The sequence below is a fragment of the Lelliottia sp. RWM.1 genome (assembly GCF_016859735.1).
Taxonomy (GTDB): domain Bacteria; phylum Pseudomonadota; class Gammaproteobacteria; order Enterobacterales; family Enterobacteriaceae; genus Enterobacter.
The window spans coordinates 1-15,294 of record NZ_WLVC01000051.1 but is presented as its reverse complement, the minus strand read 5'-3'; the positions used below and the strand labels follow the sequence as shown (position 1 = coordinate 15,294).

The 15,294-nt window shown below is 53.1% G+C and carries 15 protein-coding genes and 1 pseudogene; 14 read left to right on the top strand and 2 right to left on the bottom strand.

Features of this window, described 5'->3' with window-relative positions; genetic code table 11:
- Positions 1 to 33 precede the first annotated feature (33 nt).
- From cysG to rpoS, 13 genes are all read left to right on the top strand, one after another.
- Positions 34 to 1,380, top strand: coding sequence for a siroheme synthase CysG (gene cysG / locus GF617_RS23325; RefSeq protein WP_239006596.1), 1,347 nt, complete (start codon positions 34 to 36; stop codon positions 1,378 to 1,380).
- Positions 1,381 to 1,389: 9 nt separating this feature from the next.
- The gene (cysD, locus tag GF617_RS23320) at positions 1,390 to 2,298 is read left to right on the top strand and encodes a sulfate adenylyltransferase subunit CysD (RefSeq protein ID WP_203452556.1); all 909 of its coding nucleotides are present in this window, start codon (positions 1,390 to 1,392) and stop codon (positions 2,296 to 2,298) included.
- Between the two features lie 9 nt (positions 2,299 to 2,307).
- Positions 2,308 to 3,735, top strand: a complete 1,428-nt coding sequence (gene cysN / locus GF617_RS23315; RefSeq protein WP_203452555.1) for a sulfate adenylyltransferase subunit CysN — start codon at positions 2,308 to 2,310, stop codon at positions 3,733 to 3,735.
- Positions 3,735 to 4,340: an adenylyl-sulfate kinase gene (gene cysC, locus GF617_RS23310; RefSeq protein ID WP_181620559.1), complete on the top strand. Its 606-nt coding sequence runs from the start codon at positions 3,735 to 3,737 to the stop codon at positions 4,338 to 4,340. Before cysN ends, cysC begins: the two co-directional genes overlap by 1 nt.
- Positions 4,341 to 4,398: 58 nt before the next feature.
- Complete coding sequence (locus tag GF617_RS23305; RefSeq protein WP_203452554.1) at positions 4,399 to 4,722, top strand: DUF3561 family protein; 324 nt, start codon at positions 4,399 to 4,401, stop codon at positions 4,720 to 4,722.
- Between the two features lie 167 nt (positions 4,723 to 4,889).
- Positions 4,890 to 5,201 carry a cell division protein FtsB gene (gene ftsB / locus GF617_RS23300; protein ID WP_181620557.1) on the top strand — a complete coding sequence of 104 codons (312 nt, stop codon included), beginning with the start codon at positions 4,890 to 4,892 and terminating at the stop codon, positions 5,199 to 5,201.
- Positions 5,202 to 5,220: 19 nt separating this feature from the next.
- Positions 5,221 to 5,931 carry a 2-C-methyl-D-erythritol 4-phosphate cytidylyltransferase gene (gene ispD / locus GF617_RS23295; RefSeq protein ID WP_203452553.1) on the top strand — a complete coding sequence of 237 codons (711 nt, stop codon included), beginning with the start codon at positions 5,221 to 5,223 and terminating at the stop codon, positions 5,929 to 5,931.
- Positions 5,931 to 6,410: a 2-C-methyl-D-erythritol 2,4-cyclodiphosphate synthase gene (gene ispF / locus GF617_RS23290; RefSeq protein WP_181620555.1), complete on the top strand. Its 480-nt coding sequence runs from the start codon at positions 5,931 to 5,933 to the stop codon at positions 6,408 to 6,410. Before ispD ends, ispF begins: the two co-directional genes overlap by 1 nt.
- Positions 6,407 to 7,456, top strand: coding sequence for a tRNA pseudouridine(13) synthase TruD (truD, locus tag GF617_RS23285; protein WP_203452552.1), 1,050 nt, complete (start codon positions 6,407 to 6,409; stop codon positions 7,454 to 7,456). Before ispF ends, truD begins: the two co-directional genes overlap by 4 nt.
- Entirely contained in the window at positions 7,437 to 8,198 is a 762-nt protein-coding gene (gene surE / locus GF617_RS23280) for a 5'/3'-nucleotidase SurE (protein ID WP_181620553.1), read from the top strand. Before truD ends, surE begins: the two co-directional genes overlap by 20 nt.
- Complete coding sequence (locus tag GF617_RS23275) at positions 8,192 to 8,818, top strand: protein-L-isoaspartate(D-aspartate) O-methyltransferase (RefSeq protein ID WP_203452551.1); 627 nt, start codon at positions 8,192 to 8,194, stop codon at positions 8,816 to 8,818. Before surE ends, GF617_RS23275 begins: the two co-directional genes overlap by 7 nt.
- A gap of 114 nt (positions 8,819 to 8,932) precedes the next feature.
- Positions 8,933 to 10,057, top strand: coding sequence for a murein hydrolase activator NlpD (gene nlpD / locus GF617_RS23270; RefSeq protein WP_181620551.1), 1,125 nt, complete (start codon positions 8,933 to 8,935; stop codon positions 10,055 to 10,057).
- A gap of 59 nt (positions 10,058 to 10,116) precedes the next feature.
- On the top strand, positions 10,117 to 11,109 hold the full coding sequence (gene rpoS / locus GF617_RS23265; protein ID WP_013098493.1) for an RNA polymerase sigma factor RpoS: 993 nt from the start codon (positions 10,117 to 10,119) through the stop codon (positions 11,107 to 11,109).
- A 52-nt stretch (positions 11,110 to 11,161) separates the two neighbouring features.
- On the opposite strand, the gene GF617_RS23260 is transcribed toward rpoS, so the two are convergent.
- Positions 11,162 to 11,539, bottom strand: a complete 378-nt coding sequence (locus tag GF617_RS23260; RefSeq protein WP_181620550.1) for a DUF4440 domain-containing protein — start codon at positions 11,537 to 11,539, stop codon at positions 11,162 to 11,164.
- A 127-nt stretch (positions 11,540 to 11,666) separates the two neighbouring features.
- Positions 11,667 to 14,228 (bottom strand): DNA mismatch repair protein MutS, encoded by a 2,562-nt coding sequence (gene mutS, locus GF617_RS23255; RefSeq protein WP_203452550.1) that lies wholly within the window; start codon positions 14,226 to 14,228, stop codon positions 11,667 to 11,669.
- A gap of 217 nt (positions 14,229 to 14,445) precedes the next feature.
- Between mutS and GF617_RS23250 the strand changes: the two are divergent.
- Positions 14,446 to 15,219: pseudogene (locus tag GF617_RS23250) on the top strand (tyrosine-type recombinase/integrase); the annotation flags it as partial.
- Between the last annotated feature and the right edge of the window lie 75 nt (positions 15,220 to 15,294).

The window sequence follows — 15,294 nt, the reverse complement described above, 5'->3', positions numbered from 1 at the left end:
CTGGTTGTTAGTGAGTTGTAGCTTGTGGACTATCTGCCCTTATTTGCTGCCTTAAAAGATCGTCCGGTTCTGGTTGTCGGTACGGGCGAAATTGCCGATCGCAAAATTGCTTTTTTACAGCGTGCAGGCGCAAAGGTAGAGGTCGTCACAGGTTCCGAATTCGAGGAATCACAACTCGACCATGTGGTCCTGGTGATTGCGGCAACGGAAGATCGTGCGCTGAACCAGCGTGTTTCAGATGCAGCACATGCCCGCCATCGCCTGGTGAATGTGGTGGACGATCAGCCGTTATGCTCATTTATTTTCCCCTCGATTGTCGATCGTTCTCCTTTAATTGTAGCGATCTCGTCCGGAGGCACTGCGCCTGTTTTGGCTCGCCTGCTGCGAGAGAAAATTGAGGCGTTACTGCCAACAAGTCTGGGGCGAGTGGCCGAAAAAGCCAGTGACTGGCGCAACCATCTGAAAGCCCGGCTGACCAGCGTGACGGAACGTCGCCGCTTCTGGGAGCGGGTGTTTCGTGGGCGTTTTGCCAGCTTGATTCAGTCTGGTAATGAGGCAGCAGCACAGCAGGTTCTGGAAGATGAACTGGAGAACCCCGGCAACGGCGGAGAAATTATTCTGGTGGGAGCCGGTCCTGGTGATGCCGGGCTTCTGACGCTTCGTGGCCTGCAGATTTTGCAGGATGCCGATGTAGTGTTTTATGACCATCTGGTGAGTGATGGCGTGCGCGAGTTGATCCGCCGTGATGCGGAGCAGATTTGCGTGGGCAAACGTGCAGGTGAACACTCCGTGCCACAGCATGAAACTAATCAGATGCTGGTGGCGGCGGCAAAAGAAGGCAAAACCGTTGTACGTCTGAAAGGGGGCGACCCATTCATCTTTGGGCGTGGCGGAGAAGAACTGCAGGCGGCTGCTGCTGCGGGTGTGCCGTTCCAGGTGGTTCCTGGCATTACGGCGGCATCCGCGGTAACGGCGTATGCCGGTATTCCACTCACCCATCGTGATTACGCTCAGTGCGTGACCTTTGTGACAGGCCATTACAAAGCAGACAGCACGCCGTTCGACTGGTCACATTTGGCGCAGAGCCGTCAGACGCTGGCGATCTATATGGGCACGATGAAAGCGGCAGATATCAGTGAACAACTTATCCAGCATGGTCGTGAGGCGACAACGCCGGTTGCCGTGATTTCTCGCGGTACGCGCGTCGATCAGCATGTCGCGACCGGCACACTGCAAGACCTTGCAAAGTTGGCGCAAGACGCGCCTATGCCCGCCCTGATTGTGGTGGGTGAAGTGGTGCAGCTGCACAGCACGCTCGCCTGGTTTCAATATACAACAGACGCAGAGGGGTTTGGCTCTTCTGTGGTGAATCTGGCTTAAGGAACGGTTATGGACCAAAAACGACTGACTCACCTGCGGCAACTCGAAGCGGAAAGTATTCATATTATCCGCGAAGTCGCTGCTGAATTTTCTAATCCGGTGATGATGTACTCCATCGGTAAAGATTCCAGCGTAATGCTGCATCTGGCGCGTAAAGCGTTTTACCCAGGCACGCTGCCGTTTCCTCTGCTGCACGTTGACACCGGATGGAAGTTCCGCGAGATGTACGAGTTCCGCGACCGTACTGCGAAGGCCTACGGCTGCGAGCTGCTGGTGTATAAAAACCCGGAAGGGGTGGCGATGGGAATAAACCCATTCGTGCACGGTAGTGCAAAACATACCGACATCATGAAAACCGAAGGGTTGAAACAGGCGCTGAACAAGTACGGTTTTGATGCCGCTTTTGGTGGCGCACGCCGTGATGAAGAGAAATCCCGTGCCAAAGAGCGTATCTACTCCTTCCGCGACCGCTTCCATCGCTGGGATCCAAAAAACCAGCGCCCGGAGCTGTGGCACAACTACAACGGCCAGATTAACAAGGGCGAAAGCATCCGCGTCTTCCCGCTCTCTAACTGGACTGAGCTGGATATTTGGCAATATATCTATCTGGAAAATATCGAGATTGTTCCCCTGTATCTGGCTGCAGAACGCCCGGTGCTGGAGCGTGACGGTATGTTGATGATGATCGATGACGATCGTATCGATTTGCAGCCAGGCGAAGTGATCAAAAAACAGATGGTGCGCTTCCGTACCCTCGGCTGCTGGCCACTGACTGGTGCTGTGGAATCCAGTGCGCAGACATTGCCCGAGATTATTGAAGAGATGCTGGTGTCGACCACCAGTGAGCGACAAGGGCGCGTGATTGACCGCGACCAGGCAGGCTCGATGGAGCTGAAGAAACGTCAGGGTTATTTCTAAGGAGCCGCCATGAACACCACTATTGCCCAACAAATTGCGGATGAAGGCGGCGTAGAAGCCTACCTGCACGCACAACAGCACAAAAGCCTGCTGCGCTTTCTGACCTGCGGCAGCGTCGATGACGGAAAAAGTACACTGATTGGACGTCTGCTGCATGACACTCGTCAGATTTACGAAGATCAGCTCTCTTCGCTGCATAACGACAGTAAACGTCATGGGACGCAGGGCGAGAAACTCGATCTGGCGCTGCTGGTCGACGGTCTGCAAGCTGAGCGTGAGCAGGGCATCACTATCGACGTAGCGTACCGTTATTTCTCGACTGAAAAACGCAAATTTATCATTGCTGATACCCCCGGGCATGAGCAGTACACCCGAAATATGGCGACCGGGGCATCTACCTGCGAGCTGGCGATCCTGCTGATGGATGCGCGTAAAGGCGTACTGGATCAGACTCGCCGCCACAGTTTTATCTCCACGCTGCTGGGGATCAAACATCTGGTGGTTGCCGTTAACAAGATGGACCTGGTAAATTTTGCCGAAGAGAAATTCGACGAGATCCGCCAGAGCTACCTGACATTTGCAGAACAACTGCCAGGCAATCTGGATATCCGTTTTGTACCGCTCTCTGCTCTCGAAGGCGACAACGTCGCGTCTCAGAGCGCGAATATGCCGTGGTACAGCGGTCCAACGCTGCTGGAAGTGCTGGAAACCGTTGAGATTCAGCGCGTAGTGGACAGCCAGCCGATGCGCTTCCCGGTGCAGTATGTTAACCGCCCGAATCTCGATTTTCGTGGCTTCTCTGGCACGATTGCCTCGGGGATCGTGAAAGTCGGCCAGCGCGTTAAAGCACTGCCGTCTGGTGTGGAATCGACCATTGCGCGGATTGTCACGTTTGATGGTGACTTGCAGGAAGCGAGAGCAGGTGAAGCGGTTACGCTGGTGTTGAAAGACGAAATCGATATCAGCCGTGGCGATCTGCTTTTGGATGCGCAGGAAAGTTTACCTGCCGTACAAAGTGCCTCTCTGGATGTTGTGTGGATGGCTGAACAGCCGCTTGCAGCGGGCCAGAGTTACGACATTAAAATTGCGGGCAAGAAAACCCGTGCCCGTGTGGACGGCATTCAGTACCAGGTTGATATCAACAATCTGGCTCAGCATAGCGTGTCTGAATTGCCGCTGAACGGTATTGGCCTGGTGGATCTCACGTTTGATGAGCCTCTGGTTCTGGATAAGTATCAGCAAAATCCAGTTACGGGCGGGCTGATCTTTATCGACCGCCTTACCAATGTCACTGTTGGTGCGGGTATGGTGCGTGAGCCGCATGAGCAGTCTGCCACTTCACCCTCCGCGTTTAGTGCCTTTGAGCTGGAGCTGAATGCTCTGGTGCGCAAACACTTCCCACACTGGGGTGCGCGCGATCTGCTGGGAGGCAAGTAATGGCCCAACATGATGAGAACGTCGTCTGGCATCCTCATCCGGTCACTGTAGGCGCACGCGAACAACTCCACGGTCACCGTGGAGTTGTGCTGTGGTTTACCGGACTTTCTGGCTCCGGTAAGTCCACGGTGGCGGGGGCGCTGGAAGAGGCTTTGCATCAACAAGGTGTGAGTACGTATCTGCTGGATGGGGATAACGTACGTCACGGTTTGTGCAGTGACCTGGGGTTCAGTGATGAAGACCGCAAAGAGAACATCCGTCGGGTTGGTGAAGTCGCCAGTCTGATGGCTGATGCCGGGCTGGTGGTGCTGACCGCTTTCATCTCGCCTCATCGTGCTGAACGGCAGATGGTGCGCGAACGTGTGGGCCATGACCGCTTCATTGAAGTGTTTGTTGATACGCCGCTGGAGATTTGCGAAGCGCGCGATCCGAAAGGGCTCTACAAGAAAGCGCGTGCGGGTGAGCTGCGAAACTTCACGGGAATTGACTCGGTTTACGAAGCGCCTGAATCCCCAGAGATTCACCTGGAAGGTCAACAATTGGTAACAAATTTAGTAAGCCAATTATTAGACCTGCTCAGACAGGACGATATTATCAGATCCTGAGACGGTATCGTTCGGGAGCCGTTTTCCCGAACGAGGAGTCATGGTCACAGGATTAGCTATGCGTAACAGTGAAAACTACATTATCTCCGGGTCGGAACCGTTAACGACCTATGACGAGACGACCTGGTCGCTTTCTGGGGCCTTTGTCGGCTTCATTTCGTGGTTGCTGGCGCTGGGCATCCCTTTCCTGATCTATGGCGGCAACACATTTTTCTTCTTTCTCTACACCTGGCCATTCTTCCTTGCCCTGATGCCTGTCGCGATTGTTGTCGGCATTGCGTTGCATTCACTCCTCAATGGCAAACTGCTTTACAGTACTGTCGTCACGATTGTGACGGTGGTTCTGATGTTTGGTCTGTTATTTTTGTGGCTCATGGGCTAACTTCAGCCATAATTCAAACCGTAACCAACTGTGTGACGATATTGAGCAAGGCGATTCTGCGAAAAAAATGTGGTACATTTGCCCGCGATGTTGCGGCATCTCTGTAGCCCCGGCGCGGTGTCCGGGGGAGTGGTATGGGATGATGATGCCGTTTTTCTGGGGGCAGGATGGGTAAACTAACGCTGCTGTTGCTGGCTTTGCTGGTCTGGCTGCAATATTCGCTGTGGTTCGGTAAAAACGGACTGCACGACTATAGCCGGGTGAGCGATGATGTTGCGGCTCAGCAGGCAACAAACGCCAAACTTAAGGCGCGAAACGATCAACTCTTTGCTGAAATTGATGACCTCAATGGTGGGCAGGAAGCGATCGAGGAACGCGCACGTAATGAACTCAGTATGACTAAGCCGGGCGAAACCTTTTATCGTCTGGTTCCGGATGCGTCTAAACGCAGCCAGGGCTCAGCACAAAATAATCGATAATCAGGCCCAGGATTACGACATGGCAGTAACTTTTTCGGACGTCTGTGCCGTTGTACCGGCCGCGGGTTTTGGTCGACGCATGCAGACAGAATGTCCCAAGCAATACCTTTCTATTGGTGATAAAACGATTCTTGAACACTCCGTGGCGGCGCTGCTGGCGCACCCCAGGGTGACACATGTCGTTATCGCCATCAGTCCTGGCGATGCTCGCTTCGCCCAGTTGCCGCTGGCAAATCACCCCCAGATTACCGTTGTTGATGGCGGCGCAGAGCGTGCTGATTCGGTGCTGGCGGGCATTCAGGCCGCGGGGTCTGCGCAGTGGGTGCTGGTGCACGATGCTGCTCGCCCGTGCCTGCATCAGAGCGATCTTGCGCGTCTGCTGGCGATCAGTGAAAGCAGTAAGGTCGGCGGTATTCTGGCTTCTCCGGTACGCGACACCATGAAGCGCGCGGAACCGGGACAACAAGCCATCGCGCATACCGTTGAACGTGTCGATTTATGGCATGCACTGACGCCGCAATTTTTCCCCCGCGAATTACTCCGTGACTGCTTAATCCGGGCCCTGGAAGAGGGCGCGACCATTACCGATGAAGCCTCGGCGCTGGAGTATTGCGGTTTTCACCCTGAGCTTGTAGAAGGACGTGCTGATAATATAAAAGTGACGCGTCCCGAAGATTTACAGCTTGCGGAATTTTATCTTACCCGTTCGACCCATCAGGAGAAGTCATAATGCGAATTGGACACGGTTTTGATGTACACGCCTTTGGCGGAGAAGGCCCAATTATCATTGGCGGCGTACGCATCCCTTATGAAAAAGGATTGCTGGCGCATTCTGATGGCGACGTCGCACTGCACGCGTTAACCGATGCGCTGCTCGGTGCAGCAGCACTGGGCGATATTGGCAAACTCTTCCCGGACACCGACCCGGCGTTCAAAGGGGCCGACAGCCGTGAGCTGCTGCGCGAGGCCTGGCGTCGTATTCAGGCCAAAGGCTATACCCTGGGAAATGTCGACGTAACCATTATTGCCCAGGCTCCCAAAATGTTACCGCACATCCCGCAGATGCGAGTGTTTATTGCTGAAGATCTGGGCTGTCATATGGATGACGTCAACGTCAAAGCCACAACGACCGAAAAGCTCGGTTTTACGGGGCGTGGCGAAGGCATCGCCTGTGAAGCCGTGGCGCTTCTGCTGAAGGCGGCCAAATGACAGACGTTGAAAATCTCACCTACCTGCACAGTAAACCGCAAGGGAGTGGCCTGCTAAAAGCCAGTCCCGAAGATTTTGTGGTGATCGAAGATTTAGGGTTTGAACCTGATGGTGAGGGTGAACATATCCTGGTTCGCATCCTGAAAAATGGGTGCAACACCCGGTTTGTGGCTGATGCACTGGCGAAATTCCTGAAGATCCATGCCCGTGAAGTGAGTTTTGCAGGACAGAAAGACAAACAGGCGGTCACCGAACAGTGGCTGTGCGCGCGCGTTCCGGGCAATGCAATGCCTGATTTAAGCCAGTTTGAGCTGGAAGGCTGCAAAGTGCTGGAGTATGCCAGACACAAGCGCAAGCTGCGTCTGGGGGCGCTCAAAGGTAATGCCTTCACGATTATTTTGCGTGAAGTTTCCAGCCGTGATGATGTCGAGAAACGTCTGAACGCGATTGCAGAGCAGGGCGTGCCAAACTATTTTGGCGCACAGCGTTTTGGGATTGCTGGCAGTAACCTGCAAGGCGCTTTGCGCTGGGCGCAAAGCGATGTACCCGTGCGTGACAGGAATAAACGCAGTTTTTGGTTGTCGGCTGCCCGCAGTGCGTTGTTTAATCAGATTGTGAGCGAGCGACTGAAAAAACCAGACGCGAATCAAGTTGTTGTCGGCGATGCGCTACAATTAGCGGGACGCGGAAGCTGGTTCGTGGCAACGGTAGATGAAATGGCCGATGCACAAGCGCGCGTTGACGCAAAAGCATTGATGATTACCGCAGCCTTGCCCGGTTCAGGCGACTGGGGAACTCAGGGCGCTGCGTTGGCCGCTGAGCAATCAGCGATAGCCGATGCGCCGGAATTACAATCATTACTGGTGCGGGAAAAAGTCGAAGCAGCACGCCGTGCGATGTTGCTCTACCCGCAACAGCTTAGCTGGAACTGGTGGGATGATGTAACCGTCGAGTTACGCTTCTGGCTGCCGGCAGGTAGCTTTGCCACCAGTGTTGTCAGGGAACTTATCAACACCTCGGGTGATTATGCGAATATTGCTGAGTAACGATGACGGGATCCATGCCCCAGGTATTCAGACGCTGGCGAAGGCACTGCGTGAGTTTGCTGACGTGCAGGTTGTGGCCCCCGATCGTAACCGCAGTGGGGCGTCTAACTCATTGACGCTGGAATCGTCACTTCGTACTTTTACGTTTGATAACGGTGATATTTCTGTCCAGATGGGCACACCGACCGACTGTGTATTTTTGGGTGTCAATGCGCTGATGCGCCCACGGCCGGACATTGTCGTTTCAGGCATTAATGCAGGCCCAAACCTGGGTGATGACGTGATCTACTCCGGTACGGTTGCGGCCGCAATGGAAGGGCGTCATCTGGGATTCCCGGCACTTGCGGTGTCACTCAATGGCCACAAGCATTACGAAACTGCGGCGGCCGTTACCTGCTCCATTTTGCGAGCGCTTAACCGCGAGCCATTGCGTACCGGGCGTATCCTCAACATTAATGTCCCTGATTTACCACTGGACGACATTAAAGGTATCCGTGTGACACGTTGTGGTAGCCGGCATCCTGCGGACCAGGTTATTCCGCAGCAGGATCCGCGCGGCAACACCTTGTACTGGATTGGCCCTCCTGGCGATAAATGTGATGCGGGGCCGGACACAGACTTCGCCGCGGTGGATGAAGGGTATGTTTCTGTCACGCCATTGCACGTGGATTTAACCGCTTATAGTGCGCATGATGTGGTATCGGGCTGGCTGGATCGCGCCGGAGTGAACACGCAATGGTAAGTAAACGTGTACAAACTCTTCTGGAACAATTACGCACTCAGGGGATAACTGACGAGCATGTGTTAGATGCACTCGCTCAGGTTCCTCGTGAGAAATTTGTGGATGAGGCGTTTGAACACAAAGCCTGGGAAAACGTGGCCCTGCCCATCGGACAAGGCCAGACGATTTCACAGCCTTATATGGTGGCGCGAATGACGGAGCTCCTTGAGCTGACCCCGGAATCGCGCGTGCTGGAAATTGGTACAGGTTCAGGCTATCAAACTGCGATCCTGGCGCATCTTGTGCACCATGTTTGTTCGGTCGAACGTATTAAAGGTTTACAGTGGCAGGCACGACGTCGCCTGAAACAACTTGATTTACATAATGTTTCGACACGTCATGGTGATGGATGGCAGGGTTGGCAGGCGCGCGCGCCGTTTGACGCCATTATCGTGACGGCTGCACCGCCTGAAATACCCGCTGCGCTCTTGTCGCAACTGGATGAAGGGGGCATTCTCGTTTTGCCCGTGGGAGGCGAGCAGCAACTTTTGAAGCGCGTTCGTCGGCGTGGCGACGAATTTATTATCGATACCGTGGAAGCCGTACGCTTCGTGCCCCTGGTTAAGGGGGTACTGGCCTGAGACTCGGAATTATCCAGGGTTATTAAGGCAAATTCAGCGTATGGTGTGGCGCGAAAGATTCGAGCCTTCATGGTTTTTTAAGTCACTGGTAGTTAACACATTCCTGGGGGATAAATGAGCGCGGGAAGCCCAAAATTCACCATCAGCCGTGTTGCGGCATTATCACTGGTTTCGCTTTGGCTGGCAGGCTGTACAAGTTCGACTAACGCGCCTGCACCTGTGAGTTCGGTAGGCGGAAACAATGGCTCGGGGAGTTCTTCCGGTGGAATGCTGATTACGCCTCCGCCAAAAATGGGTACGGCGACGACAAACCAGACGCCACAAATTCAGCCGGTTCAACGTCCAGTTACCCAGCCAACGCAGATTCAGCCTGTGGCTCAGCCAGTACAGACCGAGAATGGTCGTATTGTGTATAACCGTAAATATGGGAACATTCCAAAAGGCAGTTATACGGGCGGCAGTACCTACACCGTAAAACGGGGTGACACGCTTTTCTATATCGCATGGATCACCGGGAACGATTTCCGTGACCTCGCACAGCGTAACAGTGTCCAGGCTCCTTATTCACTGGAAGTCGGTCAAACGCTTCAGGTGGGTAATGCCACAGGTACGCCACTCACTCCAGGCAATACTGTTTCTGCCGCGGATGTCACTGCGCAGAATAACAATGTCAAGCCTGCACAAAAATCCAGCACAGTGGTTGCTTCGCAACCAGTAATTACGTATTCTGAGGATTCAGGTGATCAGAGTGCTAACAAAATGTTGCCGAATAATAAAGGGACTGCGACGGTTGTCACAGCACCTGTTACGGCTCCTGTGGTTAGCTCTACCGAGCCGACTGCCAGCAGTATGTCGTCCAGTTCGCCGATTTCTACATGGCGCTGGCCTACTGATGGCAAGGTTATCGAGAACTTCTCTTCTACCGAAGGTGGAAATAAAGGGATCGATATCGCAGGAAGTAAGGGACAGGCTATCATCGCGACTGCAGACGGACGCGTTGTGTATGCCGGTAACGCTCTGCGCGGTTACGGTAATCTTATTATCATCAAACACAACGATGATTACCTGAGTGCCTACGCCCATAACGATACAATGCTGGTCCGGGAACAACAAGAAATCAAGGCGGGGCAAAAAATCGCTACCATGGGTAGCACCGGAACCAGTTCTACACGCTTGCATTTTGAAATTCGTTACAAGGGGAAATCCGTAAACCCGCTGCAGTACTTGCCGCAGCGATAATTTGACGGGACATACCACATAGGGTGTCTCGTTCAGGGATCACGGGTAGGAGCCACCTTATGAGTCAGAATACGCTGAAAGTTCATGATTTAAATGAAGATGCGGAATTTGATGAGAACGGAGCAGAGGCTTTTGACGAAAAAGCCTTAGTAGAAGAGGAACCCAGTGATAACGATTTAGCTGAAGAAGAGCTGTTATCGCAAGGGGCTACCCAGCGTGTGCTGGACGCGACTCAGCTTTACCTTGGGGAGATTGGTTATTCTCCATTGTTAACGGCCGAAGAAGAAGTTTACTTCGCGCGTCGAGCATTGCGTGGTGATGTTGCCTCACGCCGTCGCATGATTGAAAGTAACTTGCGTCTGGTTGTGAAAATTGCCCGTCGTTACGGCAATCGTGGTCTGGCCTTGCTGGATCTGATTGAAGAGGGCAATTTAGGCTTGATCCGCGCGGTTGAGAAGTTTGACCCGGAACGCGGGTTCCGTTTCTCCACTTACGCGACATGGTGGATCCGCCAGACTATCGAACGGGCGATTATGAACCAAACCCGTACGATTCGACTGCCTATTCACATCGTCAAAGAGTTGAACGTCTATCTGCGTACTGCGCGTGAGTTGTCCCATAAACTGGACCACGAGCCAAGCGCCGAAGAGATTGCCGAACAACTCGATAAACCGGTTGATGACGTGAGCCGTATGCTGCGTCTCAACGAGCGCATTACCTCGGTTGACACCCCATTGGGTGGTGATTCTGAAAAAGCGCTGCTGGACATCCTGGCCGATGAAAAAGATAACGGCCCGGAAGACACCACGCAGGACGATGACATGAAACAGAGCATCGTTAAATGGCTGTTCGAGTTGAACGCCAAACAGCGTGAAGTGCTGGCGCGTCGTTTCGGATTATTGGGGTATGAAGCTGCGACACTGGAAGATGTCGGCCGCGAGATTGGTCTGACTCGTGAACGTGTTCGTCAGATTCAGGTTGAAGGTTTGCGTCGCCTGCGTGAAATTTTGCAGGGGCAAGGGCTGAACATCGAAGCGCTTTTCCGCGAGTAAATATACTATTCGTCAAAAAGGCCAGTCGAGAGACTGGCCTTTTTCTTTTGTGCTAGGGCTGGGTCGTCTCGTGTAACAGACGCCACGTAATTTTTTCGCCTTCCTGATTAAGCACCGCAGTTGACCAGCGCACGTTGACAGGATTATCGGGGCGAGTTTGTGTTTCACGATAGTGAAGAACCGCACCTTTATCCCATGTTTGCAATATCGTTAGTTCATCGATAACGATCTTCAATCCAGAGCGGTTTCCGCGCTGTCCCTCAAAAAAATGGCTCAGGGCAGAAAAGTCAAAGCGAACACCCGTTGGCGCAATCATCATGAAATCAGGACGAAAGCGTGCGAGCAATGCATCAATTTCGCCTTTACCTTTGCCGAGCCAGTCTTCAATTGCGATGTGGGCATCGATAATTTCTGCTTCGTAGCGGGTCATGATTTCTCCTGTTGAAGTTGCATCAGCACCTTCTGGTTGTTAAGACGGAAAATGCGCATTAAGGGGGAACGTTATCTCTGCTACGAAAAGAAACGTCCAGTGCCATACAGCACCGGACTTCACTCGTTTACACCAGGCTTTTCAGCCGGTAAATCCACTCCAGCGCCTGGCGCGGCGTCAGTGAGTCAGGATCGAGATTTTCCAGCGCATCCATTGCCGGGGATGTCTCTTCCGCAGGCATCAGCAGCGACATCTGCGTACCATCAACCTGAGTGGCTGCGGCATTTGGTGACAGGTTTTCCAGCTCGCGTAATTTCTGACGCGCCCGTTTGATCACCTCTTTCGGTACACCTGCGAGAGCGGCAACGGCAAGGCCGTAACTCTTACTTGCTGCACCGTCCTGAACCGTATGCATGAAGGCAATTGTGTCCCCATGCTCCAGGGCATCCAGGTGGACGTTTGCTACGCCCTCCATCTTCTCTGGCAACTGTGTGAGTTCAAAATAGTGAGTGGCGAACAGAGTCATCGCTTTAATCTTGTTGGCCAGGTTTTCAGCACAAGCCCACGCCAGCGACAGACCATCATAAGTAGAGGTTCCGCGACCCACTTCATCCATCAATACCAGGCTGTGTTCTGTTGCATTGTGCAGAATATTGGCGGTCTCGGTCATCTCCACCATAAATGTCGAGCGGCCACTTGCCAGATCGTCCGCAGCCCCCACGCGAGTAAAGATACGGTCTATAGGGCCGATTTCCACATTGTTCGCCGGAACGTAGCTGCCAATATAGGCGAGCAGGGCGATCAACGCGGTCTGGCGCATATAGGTACTTTTACCGCCCATATTCGGACCGGTGATGATCAGCATTCGCCGCTGGGGAGACAGATTAAGCGGGTTAGCAATAAAGGGCTCGTTCAGGACCTGCTCTACTACCGGATGGCGACCTTCGGTAATGCGAATGCCTGGCTTGTCGGTAAAGGTTGGGCAGGTGTAGTTCAGGGCATCTGCGCGCTCTGCCAGATTCACCAGCACATCCAGCTCTGCGAGCGCACTTGCACTCAGTTGCAGATCGGCAAGATGCGGCATCAGCATGTCGAACAGCGCGTCATAAAGCTGTTTTTCCAGGGCTAACGCTTTACCTTTCGAGGTGAGAACCTTGTCTTCATACTCTTTGAGCTCAGGAATAATGTAGCGTTCGGCATTTTTCAGCGTCTGGCGACGGACATAGTGGATCGGTGCCAGGTGGCTTTGCCCACGGCTGATCTGAATGTAATAACCGTGGACCGCGTTATACCCAACTTTCAGCGTATCGAGTCCCAGACGTTCGCGTTCGCGGATCTCAAGCTTATCCAGATAATCCGTTGCCCCATCTGCCAGTGCGCGCCATTCGTCCAGCTCTTCGTTATAGCCAGGCGCAATCACGCCGCCATCACGGACCAGAACGGGCGGAGCATCGATGATGGCACGCTCAAGCAGTTCACGCAGTTCTGTAAACTCCCCCATTGTGTCTCTCAGCTTCTGCACCGGCGCGCAGTCTACTTCAGCAAGCTGAGAGCGCAGCTCTGGGAGTTGCTGGAAGGCATGTCGCATACGGGCTAAGTCACGTGGACGCGCAGTACGTAGTGCGAGGCGAGCTAAAATGCGCTCCAGATCGCCAACCTGACGTAACACTGGTTGCAGTTCAGTAAAGCGGTCCTGTAAGGCGGCAATGGTTTGCTGGCGGCTGATCAGCGTGCTGGTATCGCGAATGGGCATATGTAACCAGCGTTTCAGCATGCGACTGCCCATCGGAGTGACCGTGCTGTCGAGCACCGAGGCGAGCGTGTTTTCCATACCACCGGCCAGGTTTTGGGTGATCTCCAGGTTACGGCGAGTTGCAGCATCCATAATGATGCTATCCTGCTGGCGCTCCATGGTAATCGAGCGGATATGCGGCAGGGCAGTACGCTGGGTATCTTTCACATATTGCAGCAGACAGCCCGCCGCACACAGGCCGCGTGGCGCATTTTCAACGCCAAAGCCAATCAGGTCACGCGTGCCAAACTGCAGATTTAATTGCTGGCGCGCAGTGTCAATTTCGAATTCCCACAGTGGACGGCGGCGAAGACCACGACGTCCTTCAATAAGTGATGTCTCGGCGAAGTCTTCAGCATAAAGCAGTTCTGCCGGGTTGGTGCGTTGCAACTCTGCCGCCATGGTTTCACGGTCAGCCGGTTCGCTCACACGAAAACGCCCGGAACTAATATCCAGCGTGGCATAGCCAAAGCCTTTTCCGTCCTGCCAGAGGGCAGCCAGTAAATTATCCTGACGTTCCTGCAGCAGCGCTTCATCGCTGATTGTGCCTGGCGTAACGATGCGTACCACTTTACGCTCGACCGGCCCCTTCGAGGTGGCTGGGTCACCAATTTGCTCACAAATGGCGACGGATTCGCCCTGGTTTACCAGCTTTGCCAGATAGTTTTCGACGGCGTGATGCGGTATCCCGGCCATCGGGATAGGTTCGCCAGCGGATGCGCCACGTTTGGTCAGGGAGATGTCGAGCAATTGCGAGGCTCGTTTAGCATCGTCATAAAAGAGCTCGTAAAAATCCCCCATACGGTAGAACAGCAGAATTTCCGGATGCTGGGCTTTCAGCTTCAGGTACTGCTGCATCATTGGGGTGTGGGCGTCGAAATTCTCTAGTGTACTCATCAGTTTATGATGTCCATTTTATTAAATTTTAATGAGTTAGTGATATTTGTTGTTCTCATTAAGTTTCACTTTGTCTCATTGGATCTCATGAAATCCTACATTTTAATGTAGGTTAAAGTGTAGCTTGCCAACCTATAGCTTGGTAAAATATGGCTACATACAGCACAACCTACATTTCATTTTATAAATGCGTAGGGAGCATGATAACGGAGTCTTTATGGCAGGAAAACAAGAGGGGAAGCCACTTTCGTTTAAAGCGATAGAAATGATGAAGCCTGGTGATAAAGATCGAGCTGATGTTGGTGAAAACAGAGGGTTACGAGTCACGTGTGGGGCTACGGGTGTCAAATCTTTCTTCTATCGTTACACTAGCCCTCTGACGGGCAAACTTGCCCAGGTCAAAATCGGTAACTTCCCGCAGACTTCTCTTGCTGCTGCACGTCTTAAACTCAACGAATTAAAGCTCCTCCGGCAGGATGGAAGATGCCCTGCGACTGAACTCAAACAAGATAAGCTCCAGCGTGCGGTTGAAGCTGAAAAGGCCAAAATACCTGAACTAACTATTCAGGGTTTGGTTGACCTATATCTGACAGAGCGTATTGAAGATCGCAAAACGAGTGATGGGAAAATCATCCCAGGGGCGCGGAAAAAGAAAGGTCAGGATGAGGTCCGCAGAACACTCTATGCCGATGCTGTAGACAAGTTGGGGAGCCGTAACGCGACTGAAATTACGCGCAATGACGTGATTACGCTTATCAATGGGATTGTTGCCAGAGGAGCACAAGTTCAGGCAGGTAATGTTCTACGAGAGCTGTCATTGGCCTACGAGTTCGCTATTGGTTTAGGCCGATTCGATGCCAGTTTTGCTAACCCCGCGTTATTAGCAAAATCCAGCCTCCGTCAGACCCGAATCAAACTTACCAACAATCGTGGCACGCGTGTCTTGAGTGAAGCTGAGCTGAAAAAGTTTCTCCAGTGGCTGCCGGGATCTGAATCGCCACAGATAATCTAGACACTTCCGAGCCGCTGATAATATTGTTTTTCGTATTCAGTTGGTGGCATATGA

Bases quoted from the DNA above. Each gene is read 5' to 3' on its own strand.
- cysD (WP_203452556.1), top strand. From the start codon at position 1,390: ATGGACCAAAAACGACTGACTCACCTGCGGCAACTCGAAGCGGAAAGT.
- cysN (WP_203452555.1), top strand. From the start codon at position 2,308: ATGAACACCACTATTGCCCAACAAATTGCGGATGAAGGCGGCGTAGAA.
- cysC (WP_181620559.1), top strand. From the start codon at position 3,735: ATGGCCCAACATGATGAGAACGTCGTCTGGCATCCTCATCCGGTCACT.
- GF617_RS23305 (WP_203452554.1), top strand. From the start codon at position 4,399: ATGCGTAACAGTGAAAACTACATTATCTCCGGGTCGGAACCGTTAACG.
- ftsB (WP_181620557.1), top strand. From the start codon at position 4,890: ATGGGTAAACTAACGCTGCTGTTGCTGGCTTTGCTGGTCTGGCTGCAA.
- ispD (WP_203452553.1), top strand. From the start codon at position 5,221: ATGGCAGTAACTTTTTCGGACGTCTGTGCCGTTGTACCGGCCGCGGGT.
- ispF (WP_181620555.1), top strand. From the start codon at position 5,931: ATGCGAATTGGACACGGTTTTGATGTACACGCCTTTGGCGGAGAAGGC.
- truD (WP_203452552.1), top strand. From the start codon at position 6,407: ATGACAGACGTTGAAAATCTCACCTACCTGCACAGTAAACCGCAAGGG.
- surE (WP_181620553.1), top strand. From the start codon at position 7,437: ATGCGAATATTGCTGAGTAACGATGACGGGATCCATGCCCCAGGTATT.
- GF617_RS23275 (WP_203452551.1), top strand. From the start codon at position 8,192: ATGGTAAGTAAACGTGTACAAACTCTTCTGGAACAATTACGCACTCAG.
- nlpD (WP_181620551.1), top strand. From the start codon at position 8,933: ATGAGCGCGGGAAGCCCAAAATTCACCATCAGCCGTGTTGCGGCATTA.
- rpoS (WP_013098493.1), top strand. From the start codon at position 10,117: ATGAGTCAGAATACGCTGAAAGTTCATGATTTAAATGAAGATGCGGAA.
- GF617_RS23260 (WP_181620550.1), bottom strand. From the start codon at position 11,539: ATGACCCGCTACGAAGCAGAAATTATCGATGCCCACATCGCAATTGAA.
- mutS (WP_203452550.1), bottom strand. From the start codon at position 14,228: ATGAGTACACTAGAGAATTTCGACGCCCACACCCCAATGATGCAGCAG.